We start from the raw sequence: 22,698 nt of genomic DNA, 5'->3' as shown, positions 1-22,698 counted from the left end.
CAGAAGCGATTCACCCATTGACACTGCGCTAGCGATTCCATAGACTTGCCGCCCTTCTGAAATGCTGTTACTAGCACAGGTAAGCGAACATGAAACGTACATTCCAGCCCAGCGTACTCAAGCGCAAGCGTGCCCACGGTTTCCGTGCCCGCATGGCCACCAAGAACGGTCGCAAGATTCTGGCCGCTCGTCGTGCCAAGGGTCGTAAGCGGTTGGCTGCCTAAGCCAACCGTTTTACCCTTCCCTTCGGCAGAGGTAACTGTGCCCGGCTCCCAGGCCTTTACCCGCCAACTCCGACTGCTCACCGGTTCCCAATATCAAACCGTGTTTGACCACCCCAAATGGAAGGTGGGCAATGCGGCGTTTTTGCTATTGGCTACGCCCTGTGAGCAATCCAAGCCCCGTCTGGGGCTGGTTATCGGCCGCAAGCGAGCCAAGCGCGCAGTAGACCGAGCCTGTGTCAAGCGTCGCGCCCGTGAGCAGTTCCGCCTCAGGCAGGATGAACTGGCCGGAATGGACATCATTCTGCTGGTAAGAGGCCGCATTGATCACCCCGACCCCGCGCTGGTAACCCTCCAACTTGGTCAACTATTCGACAAGCTGCTTGCTAAGTGTCGGCAAGCTTGAGAAACTGCGGCCCGTTTTTCACGCCACTGACTAGCCATTTATGGAAATCCAGCGCGCTCTTGTGATCACCGGCATTGCCGTCGTCTCCTACCTGATGATTCAGGCTTGGCAGAACGACTATGCCAACCCCGCCACGCCGACCCCGGTAGAACAGGTTGCCGAGTCCAACGGCCTGCCAGGCGATGATTTGCCTGCTCCTCAGGCTGAAGACAGCACTGTGCCGGACGCGCCTCAGGACACTGCCCAGGCACCTGTGGTGGAAGAAGCCCGGGCCGCGACCCCGGCGACCAGCCTCATCGAGGTCAGCACTGATGTGCTGCGACTCGAAATCAATCCCCAGGGCGGGGACATTGTTCGTCTCTCCCTGCCTGAATACCCTAATCATGTTGATACCCCGGACCAGCCCTTTGTATTGATGAAGCAGGGCGCCGACATGACCTACGTGGCCCAGAGTGGGCTGGTGGGCAAGAACGGGACCGATTCCAGCAAAGGGCGCCCGCAGTGGTCTGCCGCCAAGACCCGTTACAGCCTCAATGAGGGGGACGGTGAGCTGAACGTGGATCTGACCCTGACTCAGGACAATGGCGCTGAAATCATCAAGCGTTATACCTTTGAGCGTGGCAGCTACCTGGTGCGTGTCAGCCATATCGTTCGTAACCGCGGGAATAGCGACTGGTCCGGCTCGCTTTATGGCCAGATCAAGCGCGATGGCAGTGAAGATCCCGGCACTTCCCATCAGGGGTTGGTCCCCATGCCCACCTACCTGGGCGCCGCGTACTGGGATTCCGAAAAGCAGTACAACAAGCTGAAATTCGATGACATGCAGGAAGAAGCCCTCAACCTGACCGTTGAAGGCGGCTGGATTGCCATGGTTCAGCATTACTTCGTGTCTGCCTGGGTGCCTGATCAGCAGCAGCGTAATCACTACTCCAGCGTGTACCTGCCCAAACGTGACCAGTATCTGCTGCGCTTTGTGAGCCCCACAGTGACTGTGGCGCCCGGTGAGGAAAAGGCCCTCTACGCTGAGTTCTATGCCGGCCCCAAACAGCAGGATAATCTCGCCGCCATCAGCGGCGGCCTGGACATGACCGTGGATTATGGCTGGGTATGGTTTATCGCCCAGCCCATCTTTGCCCTGCTGATCTTCCTGCAGAGCGGTCAGGTTTCCGTATTCGGTATGGATATCGACCTGGGCTTTGGGGTGGTGAACTGGGGTGTCGCCATCATTCTGCTGACCTTTATCATCAAGGCCATCTTCTTCAAGCTGAGCGCAACCAGCTATCGCTCCATGGCCAAAATGCGCAAGGTCGCCCCCGAGATGCAGCGCATCAAGGAGCAGAACAAGAACGACCGTCAGAAAGCGCAGATGGAAACCATGAAGTTGTTCCAGCGCGAGAAGATCAACCCGCTGGGTGGCTGTCTGCCCATGCTGGTTCAGATGCCGGTGTTCATTTCCCTGTACTACGTGCTGCTGGAATCCGTGGAGTTGCGCCAGGCACCGTTCTTCCTGTGGATCAATGATCTGTCAGTGATGGACCCGTACTTCGTGCTGCCAATCCTCATGGGTGCCTCCATGTTCCTGCAGACCCGCCTCAACCCGACGCCTGCTGACCCCATGCAGGCGCAGGTCATGAAGTGGATGCCGGTGGCCTTCTCCGTGTTCATGCTGTGGTTCCCTGCCGGTCTGGTGCTGTACTGGCTGACCAACAACATTCTGTCCATCGCTCAGCAGTGGGTGATCACCCGTAATATCGAGAAAGGGTGACAGCTCGGCTGGCAATCGCCAGACGCTAGATAAAAAGCCGGTCCACGACCGGCTTTTTATTGCCTGTCATTCGCTCTGAAACTGAACAGTCCCTATAATCGCGCCATGCCGAGTACACGTCAGGACACCATCGTTGCCATTGCTACCGCTCCCGGTCGGGGCGGCGTTGGCGTGGTACGGTTGTCCGGCCCGGATGCCTTGCCAATCGCCAAAACGATCTGCGGCGGCCGTGAACTGACCCCGCGCATGGCCCATTTTGCCCGTTTCCGTGATGGTACCGATGAGGTCATCGACGAGGGGCTAGCCATTTATTTCCCCGCGCCGAACTCTTTCACCGGTGAAGAGGTGGTGGAATTGCAGGGCCACGGTGGCCCGGTGATCCTCGATCTGCTGGTGAAGGCCTGCATTGATGCGGGGGGCCGTCAGGCATTGGCGGGGGAATTCTCCCAGCGCGCCTTTCTCAACGACAAGATGGATCTCACCCAGGCGGAAGCCATTGCGGACTTGATTGATGCCGGGACCGAGGCGTCCGCCCGCGCGGCACTGCATTCCTTGCAGGGTGCGTTTTCAGATGAAGTAAACCGGCTGGTGGAAGACCTGATCGGTTTGCGCATCTACGTGGAAGCCGCCATTGATTTCCCGGAAGAGGAAATCGATTTCCTCTCCGATGGCAAGGTGGCGGCAGATCTGAGTGCGGTTTATCAACAGGCAGAACGGGTGCTGGATGAGGCGCGGCAGGGCCGCCTGGTGCGTGAAGGGATGACGCTGGTCATCGCGGGCAAGCCCAACGCGGGCAAGTCTTCCCTGATGAATGCCCTGGCCGGTTTCGATGCCGCCATTGTCACCGATATCGCCGGCACCACCCGGGATGTGCTGCGTGAAGCCATTCAGCTGGATGGCATGCCGCTCAATCTCATCGATACAGCGGGGCTACGCGATAGCGGGGATGTGGTGGAGCAGGAAGGGATTCGCCGCGCCTATGCGGAAATCAAAAAGGCGGATCGCTTGCTGGTGATGGTGGACTCCCGGGAAGAGGGTGTCGATCCACAGGATATCCACAGCTTGCTACCACAGAGTCAACAACAGCTGGAAAACCTGGATCTGCCAGTCACGGTAATCCTCAACAAGGCTGATCTTTCCGGTCTGTCGCCGGGGGCGGCAGATAACGGCACCTATATATTGTCAGCGTCCACCGGTGAAGGGTTGGCAGAACTGCGTACCCACCTGAAAGATGTGGCCGGTTACCTGGGCGAAGGCCAGAGCCGTTTTTCCGCCCGGCGCCGTCATATCACCGCACTGGAACAGGCCCTCGCTGCCCTGGATAGCGGCAAAGCGCAACTCCACAGCCACGCCGCCGGCGAACTCCTCGCCGAAGACCTGCGCGCCGCGCAGAAAGCGCTGGAAGAAATCACCGGCGCCTTCACCGCCGACGACTTGCTCGGCCGCATCTTCTCCTCCTTCTGTATCGGCAAATAATCCGCTTCCATACCACGACCGTTGAACTCTTAAAGGCTGACCTCACCTGCCACAAAGTGAACCTGAGGGCAAAAGGCGGGCCGTTTTCCGCAAAACCCTGCGGGGAACGCAAGTCACCCTGTGGAAATGATCTAACAGGCAGAAACCAGCCCATTTCCAAGCCTTACCTCCATACGATTGTCCCAAAAAAACCAAAACTGACCTTTCCGCTCATCTTGGGACAAACGGTGAACTTCCTTTTAAAACAACAATATAAAAATGCGTATACAAAATAACGCCTAATGGAAATTGCGGGATGGCCGGGTTAGCGCCAATTTATGTAGAACTATAGAAACCATCTATGAACAAATGTTAACAGATAGGAAATAAGAATAAGCAAAATAAACGGGAGAGTGCGGGATGGTATTGCCTCATCGACGCATATGGAAAGTGTGTAACACAGCCCCAATCGCCTTGGTGGCCGCCCTCACCCTGCTTCCTCTCAGCGGCATGACAGCACTTGAGCGCCTGGATGATGCTGCAATGTCGGACGTCAGTGGCGCAGGCATGGCGTTTGTCTGGGAAGACTTTCGCTGGCTCACCAAGCCCACCAGTTACTTTGAACAGGTAGGGAGTGCTGCGGATCCCTTTTCGACTTTTTTACGTGGCGACCTTCGATGGTATGGCCTGAGTGTTTCTGCTACTGGTGCTGGTACGCACTGGACCGAAACAGGCGGGAATATGGATGCCTGCGCCAATATGGGGTTTGGTGGGTTGGGGTGTCCTCGTGGCGGGACAATCTCGGATTTTGCCGCACATGACAATCCCTATGTGCTTCGAGTCATGGATTATTCTGGCGAAGGAAGTGCGGCCTCTGCGATTGGAAATGGTGTAGTTACCTGGACCGGTGATACCTCAACGTCCAAGACGGTTCTCGAGTTACTGGCACCGACAGAACAGGATGAATACCGTTTCTCATTCTGGGGCGAAATTGAGGCTGGCAAAAATCCTGGCGCTGGCACAAATCAGGGATTGTTAAAAACCCAGACCCTGATTCAGGGTAATGCTGCTGACAGCATTATTCGGTTCTTTCAGTTTACGGAACCGGGTAATGAAAATTTAGCCATTATGTATCACAGTCAACTTCGTGGTGATTTTCGATTTAGTGCGGGGCAAATGGTCGGGAAATCGTCCGATGAACTGGGCGTTCCGGTTGCCTTTGATCATCAGGAAGGTCTGCATTTCCGCAATGTTGATGCCTTTATCCCGTTAGGCCAGTTATTTTATCAAGCGTTAACCATTGATGTGCCTAAAGATGGGGCAGGTAATGAAATTCAGGATGGTAATTTTGTCCTGCAGATTGATGCGATTCCTGATGAGTTAGCGGTATATCGAAGACACTACAGTCTTGCTGTTTCTGATTCACTAAACGCAGGTTATACCACCGCCCGTGCTGCCATCCTTGAAAGTACCTATGGTGCAACGCCTGCTGTTTCCGTACCAGCCAACTATTACAAAACCCATGGATACTCACGCTGGGGGGATTGGTTTCCCTGTCAGGGAGTAGGCTGTCCTGCTGTTCCGTCCTCAGGAACGATTACCAATGCGATGGGAGACATTGTGGCTAAAAGGAATAGCTACAACTCCACAGAGGACGGCATCTTCTTCAGCAAGTGCTCCGGTTGTTCAGATTTTAATGCCATGGCGTTCATGCTGACGTCTGTAGATGTTCGTCCAGGCCAAAGTCAATACACCTGCCCGGGTGGTTCCAACTGTGGAGCCTACACACCACGTGGTGGTGGTGGCCGTTACTACCGTCAACAAGCCTCCTGTACTCCGTCATCAGGGTCAGATTACGGCTGTGGCTATGGTGGCGGATACAGCATAAATGCTGGAACAGATTTCACCACGGCAAACAAGGTAAATCCTGCGTATTACTTCGGCGTTGGTTCCGGTTCCGCGACCGCAATCCCTGTAATTAACACAAGTGTTGCGAATTTGGGGGATTCCAGAGCTGAGGGCTTGATGATTAATGAATTCAGATTCACCAGCCTTGGTGCTCAATACTAGGATTGAATGATGCTAAAGAGAATAAGGCTAGCTTACGTGATATCCGGTCTCCTGCTTTTCCTGGTCAGTGGCGAGGGGAAATCAGGTGAGCTAACCGAACTGGATGATGATGCTCTCTCGGGTGTGATGGCACGAGAAGGAATCGCATTGAATCTCGAAGTATTAATCAATGCAACCCAAGACAATGCGGGAAATATTATTCCGGATATATGTCCATCGACGGGAATATCTGGCACACCGGATTGCCGTTTTGCCTTGCAATTCAATAGCGTCGATAACGCTTGGCTGGTGGTAAAGGATTACTACGGATTAATGAGCCTTAATGAAGTGAGAGTTGATGGCGTAAGAATGGATTCAACAGCATCTGGGAAGTGTGATGCAGATTGTCTGTCGCGCTTCTCAGGTTTTGATCCCAATGGAAAACCGGCAATCCAACTCAGCTATGACCACAGTGACCTTGGGGCTTCAGAATCGTTTTATGGGGATGCTGAGTTGTTTCTTCATGCGGGTAAGGTTGCTGCAGAATTCAATGATTCAGGGACTGGAACACCAGGATATCTAAGAGACATGACACCGGGCTCAGCCATCGGACTGTTAATGGCGGATGGACCCAACGGGATCGATGGAGCCGCAAAGATCCGGTTCGATGGTAACGTGAAAATGTATGGATACTGAAAATGAAAAAGAATAAAAAATTCACTATCCGGATGATCGTTTCCGTGGTTTTCATGACAGTGATATGCCCGCTGCAAACATTGGCGAGTTCGTCAATGAAGGCACTTGAAGAAAGCGAGATGAGGGCTATCTCAGGGCAAGGGCTGATACTCAATGACCATATTTCAGGAACGGAATTGGCTGGCTCGAACGAGTATTCCTCCCCATTTGATTTCTATCGTATGGGGTTAAATGGAAGGCTTGAACTGAATATGAATATTTCCAAGCTGCAGCTTGGCTGTGGTGGTATCAATGACCACCTTACGGGGTTTGCTGGCTGTGATATTGATATTGATTATGCGTCGTTGATGGGACGAAATGGAACAAATCTTGGTGCGCCCGGGAGTCTCTTTACGTTGCTTCGTCCGTATATTGAAGTTGCCGTCAAGAACGATGGTACTCCGACGCTGAGGGAAGTGGCCGGTATAAAGATTGGTGCAGCAAGTGCTGATGGGGCTATGAGCGCAGGTCGTCGTTATACCACCAACACGACTAACCAGGAAAACATCGCCTATGAACCAACCTGTATTCCCGGGCGAGCCACCAACGCGGCGGGTTGTCATTCGGGAATCAATACTGTCAGTGGTTTCCTTGGTAGTGAACTGTCGCTAACGATGGATATCAGAACGCGCCTTGTCAGTTTGATTACGGTTACTGCCACAGGATGTACAGGCAGAACACATGACAACGGAAGAGATGCATGCGGTGAAAATTTGTCTGATGCACTTTTCCAGGATCTGGCTGGTACAAGGATGCAGACACTAGGTTTGCAGGCAGCTGAACTCAAAACAAACAGATTGGAAATTTTTGGTGGGTCGTGCGGGATTTTTAACCCTATTGCTTGTATTGCTGCAACCGTAATGGACACCGTGTTTGCAAGCATGAATACGGATCTTAGAAATGTTCATAAAATGACATTTGAAGATACACCGGATTTTTTCCTGTCATTTCAGCGAGAGCCTATTGCTTATCCCCGTTATAGCAAGGTTACACCTAACTCGGAGTTAACCGGTTCAGAGTTTGATATCTGTAATACAGGTTATGCTACACCGCGTTGTAACAGTGCTTACTCAGTACCGGCCAATACGGGGTGGTGGCTGAATGCGCCGAATGTGAAGCTTCTGGATGTTTACAACCCGAATGCAGATCTTGGCAATCGCGGTGTTGATGAAGCTATTGCTTTGCTTGGTGCGCCAGGTTTGCTGCTAACGGATCCTGAGTTTAATCTCACGCCGGCACAAAATTGTCACGGAAGCACTCGCTTCTGTTAAGGGGGAAGGTAATGCGAAGAATTAAGCTTCCCACAGTATCAAGTTATTTCATTTTCCTTTTGATGCTTTTTTCCCAGGCCTATGCACTGGAAGCCATGTCGGAAAGTGAGATGTCGTCTGTCCAAGGTAGGGATGGTGTAACAGTCAATTTCAATGGGGCCGGCGTTACTGCTGACCAATTCTCCATTCAGGTGGATACTCCAACAGCGGGTCAGGCTGAAGGTCTGTATCTCAATACATTGAATCTGACCCAAACGGGGACGGCAGACAACTGGCTGACTACGAAAGTGGATGTGGGTAGTGATGTGAGTGGTGATGCCTACCTGAGTATTGATAGCCGCCTTGATATCAGTCGTTTTTCATTCAACTCCATGACGCTCTCGGATTCCTCCCGTTCGTTCGGGGAGTGGGCACTGGTTGGCGGTATGGATTTTCGAATGGTGAATCGCGGCTTGTTTTTTGATGACACGACAAACAAACCCGCCTCGCTCTATTTCGCATTGACCGATGCAAAGTGGTTTTACCGGCAGAACTGGTATTACCACGCAAACCTGACCTTCGATAATCTGGATTTCGTCTGGGACATGCCGGAAGGTTCCATTGGTATTACCAACGAAGGTTTGCGAATTTTTGGTGACGTGAATTATTTGCTGAATTTTGATCTGCTTTACAAATTCCATCCTGACCAGGACATGGCAACGGTGACTGCCAATGACAAGAGAATGCTCAACTTTGGCTGGGAAGGAACGCTTTACGATACTGAATTGGTTGTACGTGGTGGTGGAATCTGGGATGGAACGGAAGTCGGTGGAGCGTATGATACTTCTGCTCGTACGCAGGGTTTGAATTTTGGCGTAGGCTGGAATTACAAAAAGAACCAGGGCGACACAGTGAAGCCGACAGACTTGCGTTGGCAAATTGGTCAAGGTGGGGGAGAGCAGGTATTGCTCGAGTTTGGTGACTGGATAAACCTGCATAATGGCGCAACGCGGGTGCCCCTGGGTTTTGACTTCCCCAATATTACTTTCGACGTGGTTACAGCAGGCAATGGCCCCGGTGGTCTCTGCTGGGGTGAAGGGACCCATGGCAGCGGCTGTGGAGCCAAGATGTTGGGCTTTGATGTGGGTACGATCAGGGGGTATAGCGCTGCGGTGAATCGCACTGGCAGCGGTGCCCTTATGGCTGCCATACGCGACGGGAATCTCCTGGCTTACTCAAACCAGGTTACCGTCAGTTCAAATACCATGGCGCCGGAAACCTATAATTGGGGTCTGATTTATACGCTTGCGAATATTGATGCCAACATTGCCATGTACCCCGGTGGCAGTCTGTCTCATGTTGCTTCAAACAGTGAAAATCAGGGTTTCATGATTGATCTGTTGTTGATGACACAGACGCTGGATGGTTCAGGTTATCAGGGTGAAAACTGGGCGAAAGGTACCCATTTCATGATTGCCGATACGGACCCGGCGGTGAATATGGGTATCGGTTTGTTGAATGCAAACTTTCTGCTGGCGGCAGATGATCTGCGAGTGTGGTTGAAGAATACCCCGGCAGACAGTTATGCCTCAGCCTATGCGGGTGGTATCGATCTGCTGTCTCCGCGGGCACGGATGCAGTTGTCTGCAGAATTCGCCGGTGTGGCTTTGCCTGATGGTAGTGACAAGGTTCATGTGGCAGATGTGGATTTGAATCTGGAAGGGGGGATCAATTTCCGGCTTTCTCCCCCACCGCCGGGTGAAAATTATCTGGCATATAGTGCTGCCATGCGACTTTATCCTTTGTCAGATACCGTGGATAGCGTCCTGGCAAGTGGAGGAGGCTCCTACTGGTCTATCAGTGAACCAGGTCGCCCCGGCGTAGAGCTCAGGTTGGCCAATATCGTCGGCGACCTTGCCATCGTAGACAGCAAAATCGAATTGTATGAACGAAATCATGGTGGCAATGGCGAAAGCCCCGAGTTGGAAATTTCAAACAAGATTGTGTTTGGGGGAAGCGCCGCAGCCCGCCTCGGAGATGGGATCTCAGGCCTTACACCTGCCCCGACAGATCTTGGTCAGGTAGTCAGCTCCGATGTTTATTTCGGTTCAGACAGGTTAGGACAGCTTGTTATCCCCAATGGCAGCATCAGAACGACCATTGGGTTGTTACCACAGGAATAATGATTACCGAGAATCATTGTGTTGAAGCCCCTGCTGCCATGGCGACTCTTTAACCTCCACGGCAGCAAGAGCTGGCGTCTGCGTTTCTAAAACGCAATGGCTACTCCCAGCCCTGCCTCATTATCCACGCTGTCCGACTCCAGCGCGCCTCTGCCGTAGAGGTCAAACTGAACTTGTGGTGTCAGCATCCAGGTAACGCCGCCGCCGGCGCGATGGTTGTCATCGCCATTGTCCTGATTGTGAGTAAAACCCGCATCCAGGAACACAGCCCACTGATCGTTGAGTCGGGCATGCCAGGAGGGAACCACGGTGGTCCTGGATTCGGTACCGTCGTCGTCGAGCCGCACACTCAACTGCAGCTGATGACGGTCATCCAGCCACCAGCCGCCACTGAGTGCCACAAAGCTGCCGTCTTCATCATCGCTGAAGCCGTCACTGGAAGTATCCATCAACATGCCGCCCAGCAGGGCCGCCCGGAAGACTTCTCCCCGGTACAGGGCAAACTTGGCGCCGATGGAACTGTCGCCAAGGCCGTCCAGGTCGCCAGTGTCAGTGGCTGATTCAAATCTCTGGTATCGGTAGCTGTTGATGCCCACCTGGATTTCCATGCGGCTGACCACCCGCAAGCGCAGCAGGGTGTTGAAATCCAGAGTGGTGATTTCCGGGCTGCCACGTTGATCCAGGGTGGCATCGGGCAGCCCCTGTTCCAGCACCATTCGGTGTTGTTGCAGGGTATCTGGATTCAGGCCGAGGCCGGGACGTTCAAAAGGTGGGGCAGCCAGAACAATGCCCGGCAAAAAAGCCAGGCTGAATAGCCAGCGCATGCGACTTCACTCCCTGAAGAACCCAAATGGGCTGCATTGACGTAATGCCATCACACTAACAGTCGATAGGGTTATCGCCTATTAGCCAAAGGGATTAGGAAAGGCTGGAAGGTTCGGCGGGTCTTGCCCATGACATTCTGACTTGCGATAGACGCGTTCCGAAAGGCAGCCCGACATGGGGTTTCGCCACGCCAGGCGTGCCGGCAAGCGGATACCGGTACCCGGGCTTCCGGGGGGAAACAGCGTTTGCATCCGCCAGTTGTGTTTCATTGAATTATCTTCACATTTGGCTGTCACTAACGCGCTCTCTACGCATTAGTTGCATAATTGATGTCTAGACTCACTGGGCAATGATCATCAAACGGAGAATTTCATGGGGCGAGTAATAACGGCGGGGCTGCTGCTTGTTGCTGTGGTAGCGGCTGTCTGGTGGGTGTGGGCGCCGCAGGAGGTTACCCGCGGGCAACGACCACCCACTGCCGTGAATCTGGCGCCAAGCATCGAGCGGGATCTGATTGACCAGGTCGAAGCCGTAGGCACCTCGCGCTCTGCCCAGGCTGTGGTGTTGCTGGCCGAGGTGCCAGGGCGGGTGGCCAGGATCCATTTTGAGCAGGGCCAGAAAGTGAAGCGCGGGGAGCTACTGGTTTCGCTGGATGATCGAAATGCCCGCGCCGATCTGGCCCGTGCCGAAGCCGAATACCAGCGCGCTCTGGATGATTTTCGTCGAGGCCAGCAGCTGGTGGAAAAGCGCGCCATATCCGAATCCGAAGTGGATACTTTCCGCACCTCGCTGGAATCCGCCCGCGCCAATCGCGAGGCCGCCCAGGCCAACCTGAATGACCATAGCATCCGTGCGCCTTTTGCCGGGGTGTTGGGGCTGCGCCAGGTGGATGGCGGTGCCTATCTGCAAACCGGCAATCCCATTACGACCCTGGATAGCCAGGGGCAGATTGAAGTGGATTTCCAGGTGCCTGAGCGCTTTCTGGACAAACTGGCCGTTGGCCTGGCAGTACTGGCCAGCAATGATGCCTTCCCCGATACCCGGTTCGAGGGATCGATTACCCATCTGGATTCACGGGTAAACAGCAACAGCCGAAGCCTCACTGCCCGGGCCAGTCTCAACAATCCCGGCAACACCCTGCTACCCGGACAGTTCCTGCGCATTACCGTGCAGCTGGCCCGCCGACCGGCCTTGCTGGTGCCTGAACAGGCCATCATTACCCAGGGAGCGCAGAGCTATGTGTTTACCGTGGACAAGGGAAACCAGGCAGTGCGCCACCCGGTGACGCTGGGCGGACGCCGGGATGGCTGGGTGGAAATCACCAGCGGTCTGAGCGGGCAACCGGATGTGATCGTCAACGGTCACAGCCGGCTGGGTAGTGGCCAGGCAGTCAATGTGATCGACGATCCGGAAGCCCTGTTGCCGGGCCAGCGTGCCCTGTTGAATCCATCAAGTCTGAATCCGGCAGAGGAAACGGAAGCTAAAGAAGGTGCGGCAGCATGATTCTGTCGGATGTCTCCATCAAGCGACCGGTTTTTGCCACCGTCATCAGTTTGCTGATCGTGGTGTTCGGCATCAGCGCCCTGATGAAACTGCCGGTGCGGGAGTACCCGGATATCGATCCGCCGGAAGTCTCCGTGCGGGTGGATTACGCCGGCGCGGCACCTGAGGTCATCGACACGCAGATTGTGCAGGTGATCGAAGGGGCCATGGCCGGGGTGGAGGGTGTACGCAAGATTGAATCGCGCAGTCGTCTGGGGTCGGCGCGTACCAGCGCGGAATTTACCCTGGATCGGGATGTGGATATTGCCGCCAATGATGTGCGCGATGCGGTATCGCGGGTACTGAACCGGTTGCCGGAAGAAGCGGAAACGCCGGTGATTGCCAAGTCCGATGCGGATGCCCGTCCGATCATCTGGGTAACGTTGACCAGCACTACCCTGGCGCCGCAGGAATTGACCGACTTTGCCGAGCGTTCCCTGGTGGACCGTTTTGCAGTGCTGGATGGCGTGTCCGAAGTGATCATCGGTGGTGAGCGCCGGTACGCCATGCGCGTGTGGCTGGACCGCCAACGCATGGCTGCCAACCAGATAACGGTCACCGATATCGAGCAGGCCCTGCGCAGTAATAATGTGGAACTGCCGGCGGGACGTCTGGAATCTGAATCCCGTGCCTTCACAGTGCGGGCTGACAATCGCCTGGATACCGTGGCTGCCTTTGAGCGCCTGGTGGTTCGCCGCTCCGGCGATTACCTGTTGCGCCTGGGGGATGTGGCCCGCGTGACCCTGGGGGTGGAAAATGATGACTCGATACTGCGCGCCAACGGGCAGACCGCCATTGGTCTTGGCGTGGTGCGCCAGTCAAAAGCCAACACCGTAACCGTATCCGATAATGTTCGTGCTGAAATCGAGGCTGTGCGGGAAAGCCTGCCTTCGGACATCAGCCTGGATATCAACTATGACGAATCCCTGTTTATCCGTGCGTCCATCCGCGAGGTTCTGATCACCCTGGGGATTTCCGTGGCGCTGGTCATCGCGGTGATCTTTGCCTTTCTGGGGAATCTTCGCGCCACCCTGATTCCGGCAGTGACGATTCCGGTTTCCGTTGTGGGGGCCTTTATCGGCTTCGGCGCACTGGATTTCTCCATCAATGTATTGACGTTGCTGGCGCTGATTCTCGCCATCGGCCTGGTGGTGGATGATGCCATCGTGATGCTGGAAAACATCCAGCGCCGAATTGATGAAGGGGAGAGTCGTCTGGTGGCTGCCTACCTTGGCGCCAGGCAGGTGGCCTTCGCGGTAGTGGCCACCACCCTGACACTGGTGGCCGTATTCGTGCCCATTTCGTTCATGGGCGGGAACGTGGGTCGCCTGTTCGGCGAGTTCGGTTTTACCCTGGCCTCCGCCGTGATTATCTCCAGTATCGTCGCGCTGAGTCTGGCGCCCATGCTCAGTTCGCGCTGGCTGCATCGGCACAGCGTGCGCGAACAGCAAGGGCAGGGTAATGCACTGGAGCGTGGTCTGCATCGGTTGAATCAAGGCTATGCGGCCGGGTTAAAAAAGGCGCTGAATACACCGTGGCCGCTGGTGCTGGGTTGCGTGCTGCTTTGTGCCTTTGCGCTTTTGTTGTTTCGCCAGCTTCCCCGGGAGCTGGCGCCCACGGAAGACCGTGGAGTATTCATTATTCCGGCCTCAGCCCCACAGGGCTCCACCACGGAATATGGCGAGCACCATGCCCGGCAACTGGAAAAGATCCTCATGCCGCTGGTGGAAAATGAAGAAGCCGAACGGGTACTGGCAATCATTGGGTTCCGTGGTGTTGCCGAGCGGGCATTCACCATTGTGCGCCTGAAAGACTGGGGCGAGCGAGAGCGCACCCAGCAGGAAATCGTTAACAGCATTCGCGGTCCGCTGTCCCAGGTCGCCGGCCTGCGCGCCTTCCCGGTGAACCCGCCCGGGCTGGGCCAGAGTCCGTTTGACCAGTCACTGGAAGTGGTGGTGGCCGGGCCGGACTACGAACAGGTGAAAGCCTGGAGCGAAACCCTGATGGCCGGGATGCGGGAAAACCCGAACCTGACCAGCATCGATACGGATTTTGAACAGACCCAGCCGCAGCTGGATGTGGCGCTGAACCGGGACCGGGCTGCGGATCTGGGAATCAATGCCACCGACGTGGGGGAAACCCTGCAAGCCATGTTTGCCACGCTCACGGTATCCACCTATGTGGACCGCGGCCGCGAGTACGATGTGATTCTGGAAGCCGAGGAAGGTGCCAGCCAGGGCCCGCAAGATGTATTGCCAATTTACCTGCGCAGCGAGGGGGGCGAGCTGGTGCCGTTTTCCAGTGTGGTGGAACTCAGCACCACCGGGGATTCACCGGAATTGCGCCGGGTGGACCGGCTGCCGGCCATCACCTTGTCAGCCAACCTGGCCGAAGGCTATGACATGGCCAGTGCCATGGCATACATCGAGAAAACCGCCAATGAAACCCTGCCGCTGGACGCCCGGATTGGCTACAAGGGGATGGCGGAAGAATTACAGCGCTCGTCTTCGGCGATCCTGGTGACGTTTGCCCTGGCCCTGGTGATTGTGTTCCTGGTGCTGGCTGCACAGTTCGAAAGCTGGATCCATCCGTTGATCATCATGCTCACCGTGCCGCTGGCCCTGGCCGGGGCCGTGGTGGCCATGAGTGTCACCGGCGACAGCCTGAACATTTACAGCCAGATCGGCATGATCATGTTGCTGGGGTTGATGGCCAAGAACGGGATTCTGATTGTGGAATTTGCCAACCAGCTCCGCGATCAGGGGCGTAGCGTAAAAGACGCGATTTACCAGGGGGCCATCGTGCGTTTCCGGCCGGTATTGATGACAGGGGTGTCCACCATCTTCGGTGCCATTCCGCTGGTGTTGGCCACCGGTGCGGGTGCAGAAAGTCGCTTCACCATTGGTGTGGTTATCCTCGGCGGCCTGTTGTTCGCCACCGTGTTAACCTTGTTCGTTATCCCGGTGCTGTACCAGTGGCTGGCACCCTACGCCTCACCCGCAGATGCAGTAAAGCAGCAGCTGGATAAAGAGATGGGCCAACCGCAGGAGCAGGAGCGTCGCTAGCGGCGCGATCCCGACCCCGTTTTAATGGAGAGGACTGAGTTGCAAGTAGCAAGTTTCAAGTTGCAACGCGAGGTTATGTTGCGGCCATACGGAACGTCATCTCCTCCGCGCTCCAATCGGCTTGGTCGCGGGCAGTGCCATGGAAGCAACCACAATGTTTGTCCGCGCCTTTTAGCTTGCAGCTTGAGGCTTGTAGCTGATTCATGACCGACTACGAACTGATACGCAGCAAACGCCGCAGCCTGGAACTGCGTGTTCTGGAAGACGGCCGTGTGCAGGTGCGTGCACCGCAGCGGGCGCCGTTGCGGCTGGTGCAGGTATTTGTGGACAGTCGTCGCCAGTGGATTGCTGAACAGCAGCAGCGCCAGGCCGACCGTCCTCGCCAGCGCTGGCTGGATGGTGAAGTACTGGCCTGGCGGGGTGAGGCGTTGCAGATGGATGTCTGTGAAGGGCGCACGCGAGTGGCGATCAGTGGTCGCTATTTGTCGGTGCGAGTGGCGCAGCCGGACGACGAAAACACCGTGCGCGCCGCGGTGGAAGGCTGGATGCGTCGGCAGGCAAAGCCGGTGTTTGAGCACAGCATCGCGCGGCAGTTTGACTGGTTTCAGCAACAGGGTTTTGCCCGGCCCACCCTGCGTATCAAGAAAATGCGCACCCGCTGGGGGTCACTCTCTGCTCGCGGCTACATCAACCTGAACATGGCGCTGCTGCACTACCCCCCTGAAGCGCTGGATTACGTGGTGATGCACGAACTCTGTCATCTCAAGCACATGGACCACGGTCCCGGCTTCCACGCCCTCATGGACGCCCGCATGCCCGACTGGCGCCACCGCAAGGCCATCCTCGAACAACCGCTGTTCCAGCCGTAGCGTTACCGTCTGGCGTATACATTTGCGTAGGATCGTCGGTTATTCGCTTCGCTCGGTGACGGCGCGATTCGAGACCAAGACCAACAGCAATTGCACCCCAGAGAGCACAGAGTTCACTGAGGAAAGCAGGTTCTACTCTCTGCGTGCCCGATGATCTCTGTGCAAACATCGTTTCTAAAAAAGCTCGATGATCGCGCCGCAAGCGAACGCTCCTACGGCAAGGCTGGAGTATTGCCTACACCTTTTTCAGCGTTTGGCGCTTATCCCTGCGCAGCATCGTCAAGCATCCTTGAGCTCATGGATTCCTTACATCATGGACACAAGCTCCGACGCGGACGTGTCTCGATCCAGCAACAACAATATCTGGTGACTGCTGTTACCCGAAACAGACTTCCCTGGTTTCATGAAACAGAGGCTGCGAGGCTGTTATGCCGTAATTTCATCGCCATGGAAAATATCGGAGCGGGTGAATCCCTGTGTTTTGTGGTCATGCCCGACCACTTTCATTGGCTGTTGTCTCTATCCGGCAAGTATTCACTGTCACAAACAGTCGGAATGCTGAAAAGCCAGACAGCAAGAGCGATGGGGCAATCCATCTGGCAGCGGGGATTCCATGATCATGCTCTTCGTGAAGAGGAAGACCGTGTACAGATAGCCCGCTATATCGTTGCCAACCCGTTACGTGCAGGCATTACAACAAGCGTCCGCTTTTATCCCTATTGGAATGCCGTCTGGCTGTAGAGAGCCATAACCTCATACACGGGAAACCCCTCCCCGCCGTAGGAGCGTCGCTCGCGGCGCGATCACCAAAACCCTTTAAAAGCGATATTGGCCACAGAGGCCAAAGGGTACACAGAAATTAGAACCCTATTTGTTCTGATCCTGGTTTGGAATCGCGCCGTCATCGAGCGCAGCGAAGGAAGGTCTGTCAAGGCGGCCCCGAAAGGGGTGAGCGAAGCGAATAACCGACGCTCCTACGGCAGAGGCGGGGAGTTAGGGGGCTGGCGGGGGTTGTTGAGTGCTAAAACAAAAAAACCCGCCGAAGCGGGTTTTCTTGTGTGCCGGAGCAGCGCTTATTCAGCAACTACGTTGGCAGCCTGAGGGCCTTTCGGACCCTGCTGGATCTCGAAGGAAACCTTCTGACCCTCAGCCAGGGTTTTGAAGCCCGAGCCAGTGATTGCACTGAAATGAACGAATACGTCCGCACCACCATCGTCCTGGGAAATGAAACCAAAACCCTTGGACTCGTTGAACCACTTCACAGTACCAGTAGCCATGTGAATCTATACCTCAAAATCTATTACTTAGGGTGTTGCTTGCAAACCATGATGGGGTGTTCGGAGACAACTTCAGCTTCACGCAGGGAAGACAACTACCAACACAAACTCCGGCCATAATTCGCAGCCACTTCCGACTCTACTCCCCTTTTTTGGCCAGCACCACCCCTTTTTATTGACCGTTATCAGTCGGTTATAGCGGACTCGTCACAAATCTGACAGACATCTCGTGACGCTCTCCGGGAGCCAGTAAAAGCATGTCATCGAGCACCCGGGCGGTTTCAATACAGAGCATTCTCTGCCAGGCATCATCGGCAAACTGGCTGAGCCGCTGGCTCTTTTCCACCCATGGGTTCCAGACCACTGCAGATTGACTGCCGACGGTGGAGAGAGTGATACGGCGCTGCCAGTCAGGGTCATCGATGTGCAGGGTTGGGCCCAGTTGCAGGTAGAGTCTGTCGGTTTCTTCGCGGAAGGTCAGTGGGCCACTTTGGCGGTGGCTTTGCCAGTGATCCATGGCGTCCACATAGGGGCTCTGATCGAAGCCTTGCAGGGTCACGTTGCGGCTGTCACTGACGGCGAAGTAACTGTGCAGTGCCTGGCTGAGTGCGATCGGCTGAGCACTGCGGTTATGGTTGATCAGGGTGAGGGTGAGGGCATCGTCCAGGATCAGTTGTAGGCACAGATCCACCTCCGGGGTTCCCTCAGGCAGGCTGTCGGCAGCGGGCGTGAAGATGAGTGTCACTTGCTGTTCGTCTTGATCCTGCTCTGCCAGCTGCCAGGGCAGCGTACGTACCCAGCCATGGGCCGGCCCGTCGGTAACGGTAAATTGCTGGCGCACGGGTTCCGGATTGAATGCCAGCCCACCGAACCAGGGCCAGCAAACCGGCACACCACCGCGTACTCCGCTCCCGCGTTGATACTCGGCCTGTTCACTGAGCCAGATAACGGGAGGCTCGTTATATAGTCGGTACTCCAGCACCTGGGCACCCTGTTCGGCAATCACCAGGGTCTGGCCGCGATGACGCACCTGCCAACAGGCAAGATCGCCACGGGTGATTTGCGTGATTGATGAGGTCATCCGTTACCTGCGGTCCGAGTTCAAAGTTCAAAGTTCAAAGTTGAAAGTGAAAAAGCGCGTGGTGTGTCCCCGGTTTTGAACGGCCGCGCCCGCGCCATCGCCGTGAATCGCGGGCAGGCAATGGCAAAAAATGGCGCCCTGTTCCGCGTTTCAACTTTTCACTTTCAGCGCGCTCCTGTCACTTAATCCCCGCCGCAATCTCCAGTTCGCGAATCGACTGCTCCAGATAGTCCAGCAGGCGCTGCATGGAGGGCAGGGTGCGGCGGCAGGCAATCAGGCCGAATTCCAGCTGGTCCACGTAGCTGGTCAGGGTGATGTTGAGGGCAATGCGATCCAGCGCAATGGAGACGGGATACATGCCCTTGAGCTCGGCGCCATTCCAGTACAGGGGTTCTTTGGGGCCCGGTACATTGGAGATGACCACATTAAAGGCCCGCCATTTGGGGGCAAGACCCGTGAGCAGGTTGAGGCCGGTGGGGGCCATGGTCAGCGCGGTGAAGTTGAGAATTTCCTCGGGGCTCATTTGCGAGAAGCGTTGCTTGGCTTCTTCAATGGAATCATGCACCACCCGTATCCGGTTACCCGGATCACAGATATGGGTACCCAGGTTGGCCAGAATCATGCCGATCTGGTTGCCGCCGGCACTGTCATCCTGACGCAGGCTCATGGGCACCATGGCAATCAGCGGTTCATCAGGGAGCGCGTGCTGGCTGATCAGGTACTCGCGCAGGGCATGGCCACACATGGCCAGTACTACCGTGTTGACGGTACAGCCAAAGGCCTGGGCAATGACCTTGAGCCGCGAAAGGCTGAAGCTCTGTGCCGCAAAGCGGCGTGAACCGGTGATACTCTGGTTAAGAATGGTGTCCGGTGCCTGGAAGATGGAAACGTAATTCTCGTCCTTGCGGGCTTTCTGGCTGACCTTGTAGATCTCGCGGGCCAGCCCGGGGACGGTGGCGGCCTGTTTGCTCAGTCCTGCGCCAAGGCGAGCCAGGCTGGAAGCCACATCCACCGGATTGCTGGGCAGGGAGCGGCCCCGCTTTTTGGGTTGATAGGCCCATACCGGTGGCAGGTCACGCTCTTCCGGGTCGCTGGATAAGGCACGCATGCCCAGTCGCATGGCGGATATGCCATCAACCACGGAGTGGTGGATCTTGGTGTAAAGGGCAAACTGGCGGCCGCGGATACCTTCGATTAGATGGGTTTCCCAGAGCGGGCGTTCGCGATCCATCAGGTTGGAATGCTCGGCAGATACCAGCGAGAGTAACTCACGAATACGACCGGGCTTGGGCAGCGCTTCATGGCGAAGATGGTGATCAATATCGAACTGCTTGTCCTCGGTCCAGTAGTACTGTCCCAGGCGGCGGGTCAGCTTCTGGTTAAAAGGGGCTACGGGACTGCTGTACTCACGCATCTGTTCCGCCAGCTCACTGACGTACTTGGGGCCGGCGCCTTCCGGGAAATGGAACAACTGCAGCCCACCCACATGCATGGGTTGCTGGCGTTTCTCGAGCCACAAGAACAACTGATCCACCGGGCTTAGCGCTTTCATAAAGTCTCGTTCCTTATCTTTATCGGTATTTCCATGTACACAGACTGTCTATTGGACGTGAAATGCACTCTCCATGCCAACCTTGGGCGTAATCGCTGTGCAGAGACGATCATAGTAGCAAAGGGGCGCGGGGGTCACTGTGTCTCGGCATCTAATATGACGGCGTTATGGAGAAGCGTCGGGGCTGTCTCAGTGGTCGATGTTTTTGAAGGAAGTTCAGCGAGCTGGGAGTGGATTTCGTCGCCCTGGACGAGGTTTTCGGGCGGCCCATAATCCGGGGTTTGGCGAAGATGCTGACGCTGACTTACAGGTCACGTCAGAACGCTGGGCAGAGCTGTCTGGGCGGGATACCTGCATCCAGCGGCCTTCGCCCCGGCCACACCAGGCAAGGTTAAAGGCCGGGATTGGCTATATATTCATCTTATGAATACCGAAAATAGATCATATTGATTATGTTTATGGGTCGACCGGGTCTAGAATGCGCGGCATCGGTAGACCGGCATGTCATGACATGAACAGGGTTGCCCCTCCCCGGTATCGATAAACCAATTTTTAATATCAGAGGTTCACCATGTCATACACCAAAGATATCGAAGCACTTAGCTCCGTGATTGGTGCCAACAGCACCTGGAAAGATATCAATCCGGAATCTGCTGTTCGCATGCGTCTGCAAAACCGTTTCAACACGCATCTGGACATCGCCAAGTACAACGCCAAGATCATGCGTGAAGACATGGCTGCCTATGATGCTGACAACAGCCTGTACACCCAGTCCCTGGGTTGCTGGCACGGTTTCATCGGTCAGCAGAAGATGATCTCCATCAAGAAGCACTTCGGTGGCACCAAGCGTCGTTACCTGTACCTGTCCGGCTGGATGGTTGCTGCACTGCGCTCCCAGTTCGGTCCGCTGCCTGATCAGTCCATGCACGAGAAGACTTCTGTTGCTGACCTGATCCGTGAGCTGTACACCTTCCTGAAGCAGGCTGACGCCTGGGAACTGAACCACCTGTACCGTGCCCTGGACGATGCCAAGGACGCTGGCGACGCTGCCAAGCAAGCCGAAATCATCGCCAAGATCGACAACTTCGAAACTCACGTTGTGCCGATCATTGCTGACATCGATGCTGGTTTCGGTAACCCGGAAGCCACTTACCTGATGGCCAAGCAGATGATCGAAGCGGGTGCTTGCTGCATCCAGATCGAGAACCAGGTTTCTGACGAGAAGCAGTGTGGTCACCAGGACGGTAAAGTAACCGTTCCTCACTCTGACTTCCTGGCCAAGATCAATGCTGTACGTTACGCCTTCCTCGAGCTGGGCGTTGACGACGGTGTGATCGTTGCCCGTACCGACTCCGAAGGTGCTGGCCTGACCAAGCAGATCGCTGTTTCCACTGAAGAAGGTGATCTGGCTGACCAGTACAACTCCTTCCTGGAAGGCGAAGAAGTAACCGATCCGTCCAGCGTTGCTCACGGTGACGTTCTGGTTAAGACTGCTGGCAAGCTGATCAAGCCGACCAAACTGGCTTCCGGCCTGTTCCAGTTCCGTCGCGACACCAACATCGACCGTGTTGTTCTGGACTGTGTAACCAGCCTGCAGAACGGCGCTGACCTGCTGTGGATCGAGACTCCGACCCCGAACATCGAGCACATCAAGGGCATGGTTGATCGCATCCGCGAACAAGAGCCGTCTGCCAAGCTGGTGTACAACAACAGCCCGTCCTTCAACTGGACCCTGAACTTCCGTCAGCAGGTATTCGATGCCTGGGAGAAGGAAGGCAAAGACGTATCCGGTTACGACCGCAACCGTCTGATGAGCGCTGACTACGACAACTCTGATCTGGCTACCGAAGCAGACAAGTGGTGTCAGAACTTCCAGCGTGATGCTGCCCGTGAAGCTGGTGTATTCCACCACCTGATCACTCTGCCGACTTACCACACTGCCGCGCTGTCTACCGACACCCTGGTAGAAGGTTACTTCGGCGAAGAAGGCATGCTGGCCTACGCCGCTGGTGTTCAGCGTCAGGAAATCCGTCGCGGTATCGCTACCGTGAAGCACCAGGACATGGCCGGTTCCAACATCGGTGATGACCACAAAGAGTACTTCTCTGGTGAAGCTGCTCTGAAAGCTGGTGGTAAGCACAACACCATGGGTCAGTTCGAGAACCACTAAGTCTCGAACACGCTCAAGGTTAGTGTAAAAGGCGGCCCCCGAAAGGGGGCCGCTTTTTTATTGTTCGCGAATATGAAGGGGAAGCCATCATGCAGGGTGTGTGCCGGGCGTTAAACACAAGCATACCTCTACAATGATCTTCTCGGTCTCTGGTGTCAGCCGTTTGGCAAGCCGTGGCCCGTTGCATAGGTTGCTGTCGAATGGGAAAAACGTGAGTTAATTTTTCCAGAATAAAATAGAGTGACTTTGATAG

At 55.5% G+C, this 22,698-nt stretch carries 17 protein-coding genes; 13 read left to right on the top strand and 4 right to left on the bottom strand.

Features of this window, described 5'->3' with window-relative positions; all coding sequences use genetic code 11:
- Nucleotides 1-89 precede the first annotated feature (89 nt).
- The 8 genes from rpmH to GQF00_RS09195 all read left to right on the top strand — a co-directional run bounded on the left by rpmH (nt 90) and on the right by GQF00_RS09195 (nt 10,064).
- A complete protein-coding gene (gene rpmH / locus GQF00_RS09230) occupies nt 90-224 on the top strand; it encodes a 50S ribosomal protein L34 (protein ID WP_011590025.1) in 135 nt (44 codons plus the stop codon).
- Nucleotides 225-261: 37 nt separating this feature from the next.
- On the top strand, nt 262-627 hold the full coding sequence (rnpA, locus tag GQF00_RS09225) for a ribonuclease P protein component (protein WP_161318859.1): 366 nt from the start codon (nt 262-264) through the stop codon (nt 625-627).
- Between the two features lie 40 nt (nt 628-667).
- On the top strand, nt 668-2,392 hold the full coding sequence (gene yidC / locus GQF00_RS09220) for a membrane protein insertase YidC (protein WP_161318858.1): 1,725 nt from the start codon (nt 668-670) through the stop codon (nt 2,390-2,392).
- Nucleotides 2,393-2,497: 105 nt separating this feature from the next.
- Complete coding sequence (mnmE, locus tag GQF00_RS09215; protein WP_161318857.1) at nt 2,498-3,868, top strand: tRNA uridine-5-carboxymethylaminomethyl(34) synthesis GTPase MnmE; 1,371 nt, start codon at nt 2,498-2,500, stop codon at nt 3,866-3,868.
- 399 nt (nt 3,869-4,267) lie between these two features.
- Entirely contained in the window at nt 4,268-5,917 is a 1,650-nt protein-coding gene (locus GQF00_RS09210; protein ID WP_161318856.1) for a hypothetical protein, read from the top strand.
- Between the two features lie 36 nt (nt 5,918-5,953).
- Nucleotides 5,954-6,592, top strand: coding sequence for a hypothetical protein (locus GQF00_RS09205; RefSeq protein WP_161318855.1), 639 nt, complete (start codon nt 5,954-5,956; stop codon nt 6,590-6,592).
- Between the two features lie 2 nt (nt 6,593-6,594).
- Nucleotides 6,595-7,902 carry a hypothetical protein gene (locus GQF00_RS09200; RefSeq protein ID WP_161318854.1) on the top strand — a complete coding sequence of 436 codons (1,308 nt, stop codon included), beginning with the start codon at nt 6,595-6,597 and terminating at the stop codon, nt 7,900-7,902.
- 11 nt (nt 7,903-7,913) lie between these two features.
- Entirely contained in the window at nt 7,914-10,064 is a 2,151-nt protein-coding gene (locus GQF00_RS09195; protein WP_161318853.1) for a hypothetical protein, read from the top strand.
- Between the two features lie 86 nt (nt 10,065-10,150).
- On the opposite strand, the gene GQF00_RS09190 is transcribed toward GQF00_RS09195, so the two are convergent.
- Nucleotides 10,151-10,888, bottom strand: a complete 738-nt coding sequence (locus tag GQF00_RS09190; protein ID WP_161318852.1) for a transporter — start codon at nt 10,886-10,888, stop codon at nt 10,151-10,153.
- Between the two features lie 373 nt (nt 10,889-11,261).
- Between GQF00_RS09190 and GQF00_RS09185 the strand changes: the two genes are divergently transcribed.
- The 4 genes from GQF00_RS09185 to GQF00_RS09170 all read left to right on the top strand — a co-directional run bounded on the left by GQF00_RS09185 (nt 11,262) and on the right by GQF00_RS09170 (nt 17,106).
- Nucleotides 11,262-12,392 carry an efflux RND transporter periplasmic adaptor subunit gene (locus GQF00_RS09185; RefSeq protein ID WP_161318851.1) on the top strand — a complete coding sequence of 377 codons (1,131 nt, stop codon included), beginning with the start codon at nt 11,262-11,264 and terminating at the stop codon, nt 12,390-12,392.
- Nucleotides 12,389-15,496, top strand: coding sequence for an efflux RND transporter permease subunit (locus GQF00_RS09180; protein WP_161318850.1), 3,108 nt, complete (start codon nt 12,389-12,391; stop codon nt 15,494-15,496). Before GQF00_RS09185 ends, GQF00_RS09180 begins: the two co-directional genes overlap by 4 nt.
- Before the next feature lie 203 nt (nt 15,497-15,699).
- Nucleotides 15,700-16,365, top strand: a complete 666-nt coding sequence (locus GQF00_RS09175) for a M48 family metallopeptidase (RefSeq protein ID WP_161318849.1) — start codon at nt 15,700-15,702, stop codon at nt 16,363-16,365.
- A 150-nt stretch (nt 16,366-16,515) separates the two neighbouring features.
- Nucleotides 16,516-17,106 (top strand): transposase, encoded by a 591-nt coding sequence (locus GQF00_RS09170; protein WP_237440447.1) that lies wholly within the window; start codon nt 16,516-16,518, stop codon nt 17,104-17,106.
- Between the two features lie 332 nt (nt 17,107-17,438).
- On the opposite strand, the gene GQF00_RS09165 is transcribed toward GQF00_RS09170, so the two are convergent.
- The 3 genes from GQF00_RS09165 to GQF00_RS09155 all read right to left on the bottom strand — a co-directional run bounded on the left by GQF00_RS09165 (nt 17,439) and on the right by GQF00_RS09155 (nt 20,275).
- Nucleotides 17,439-17,642, bottom strand: coding sequence for a cold-shock protein (locus GQF00_RS09165; RefSeq protein ID WP_011590014.1), 204 nt, complete (start codon nt 17,640-17,642; stop codon nt 17,439-17,441).
- Between the two features lie 193 nt (nt 17,643-17,835).
- On the bottom strand, nt 17,836-18,723 hold the full coding sequence (locus tag GQF00_RS09160) for a D-hexose-6-phosphate mutarotase (protein ID WP_161318848.1): 888 nt from the start codon (nt 18,721-18,723) through the stop codon (nt 17,836-17,838).
- 178 nt (nt 18,724-18,901) lie between these two features.
- Nucleotides 18,902-20,275, bottom strand: a complete 1,374-nt coding sequence (locus GQF00_RS09155; protein WP_161318847.1) for a wax ester/triacylglycerol synthase family O-acyltransferase — start codon at nt 20,273-20,275, stop codon at nt 18,902-18,904.
- A gap of 571 nt (nt 20,276-20,846) precedes the next feature.
- Here GQF00_RS09155 and GQF00_RS09150 point away from each other — a divergent pair.
- Nucleotides 20,847-22,445 (top strand): isocitrate lyase, encoded by a 1,599-nt coding sequence (locus GQF00_RS09150; RefSeq protein WP_161318846.1) that lies wholly within the window; start codon nt 20,847-20,849, stop codon nt 22,443-22,445.
- Nucleotides 22,446-22,698: the final 253 nt, after the last annotated feature.

This window comes from Alcanivorax sp. DP30 (genome assembly GCF_009882945.1).
In the GTDB taxonomy this organism is placed as follows: Bacteria; Pseudomonadota; Gammaproteobacteria; order Pseudomonadales; family Alcanivoracaceae; genus Alcanivorax.
The sequence above is the reverse complement of the archived record's forward strand: the minus strand, read 5'-3'. Positions and strand labels throughout refer to the sequence as shown.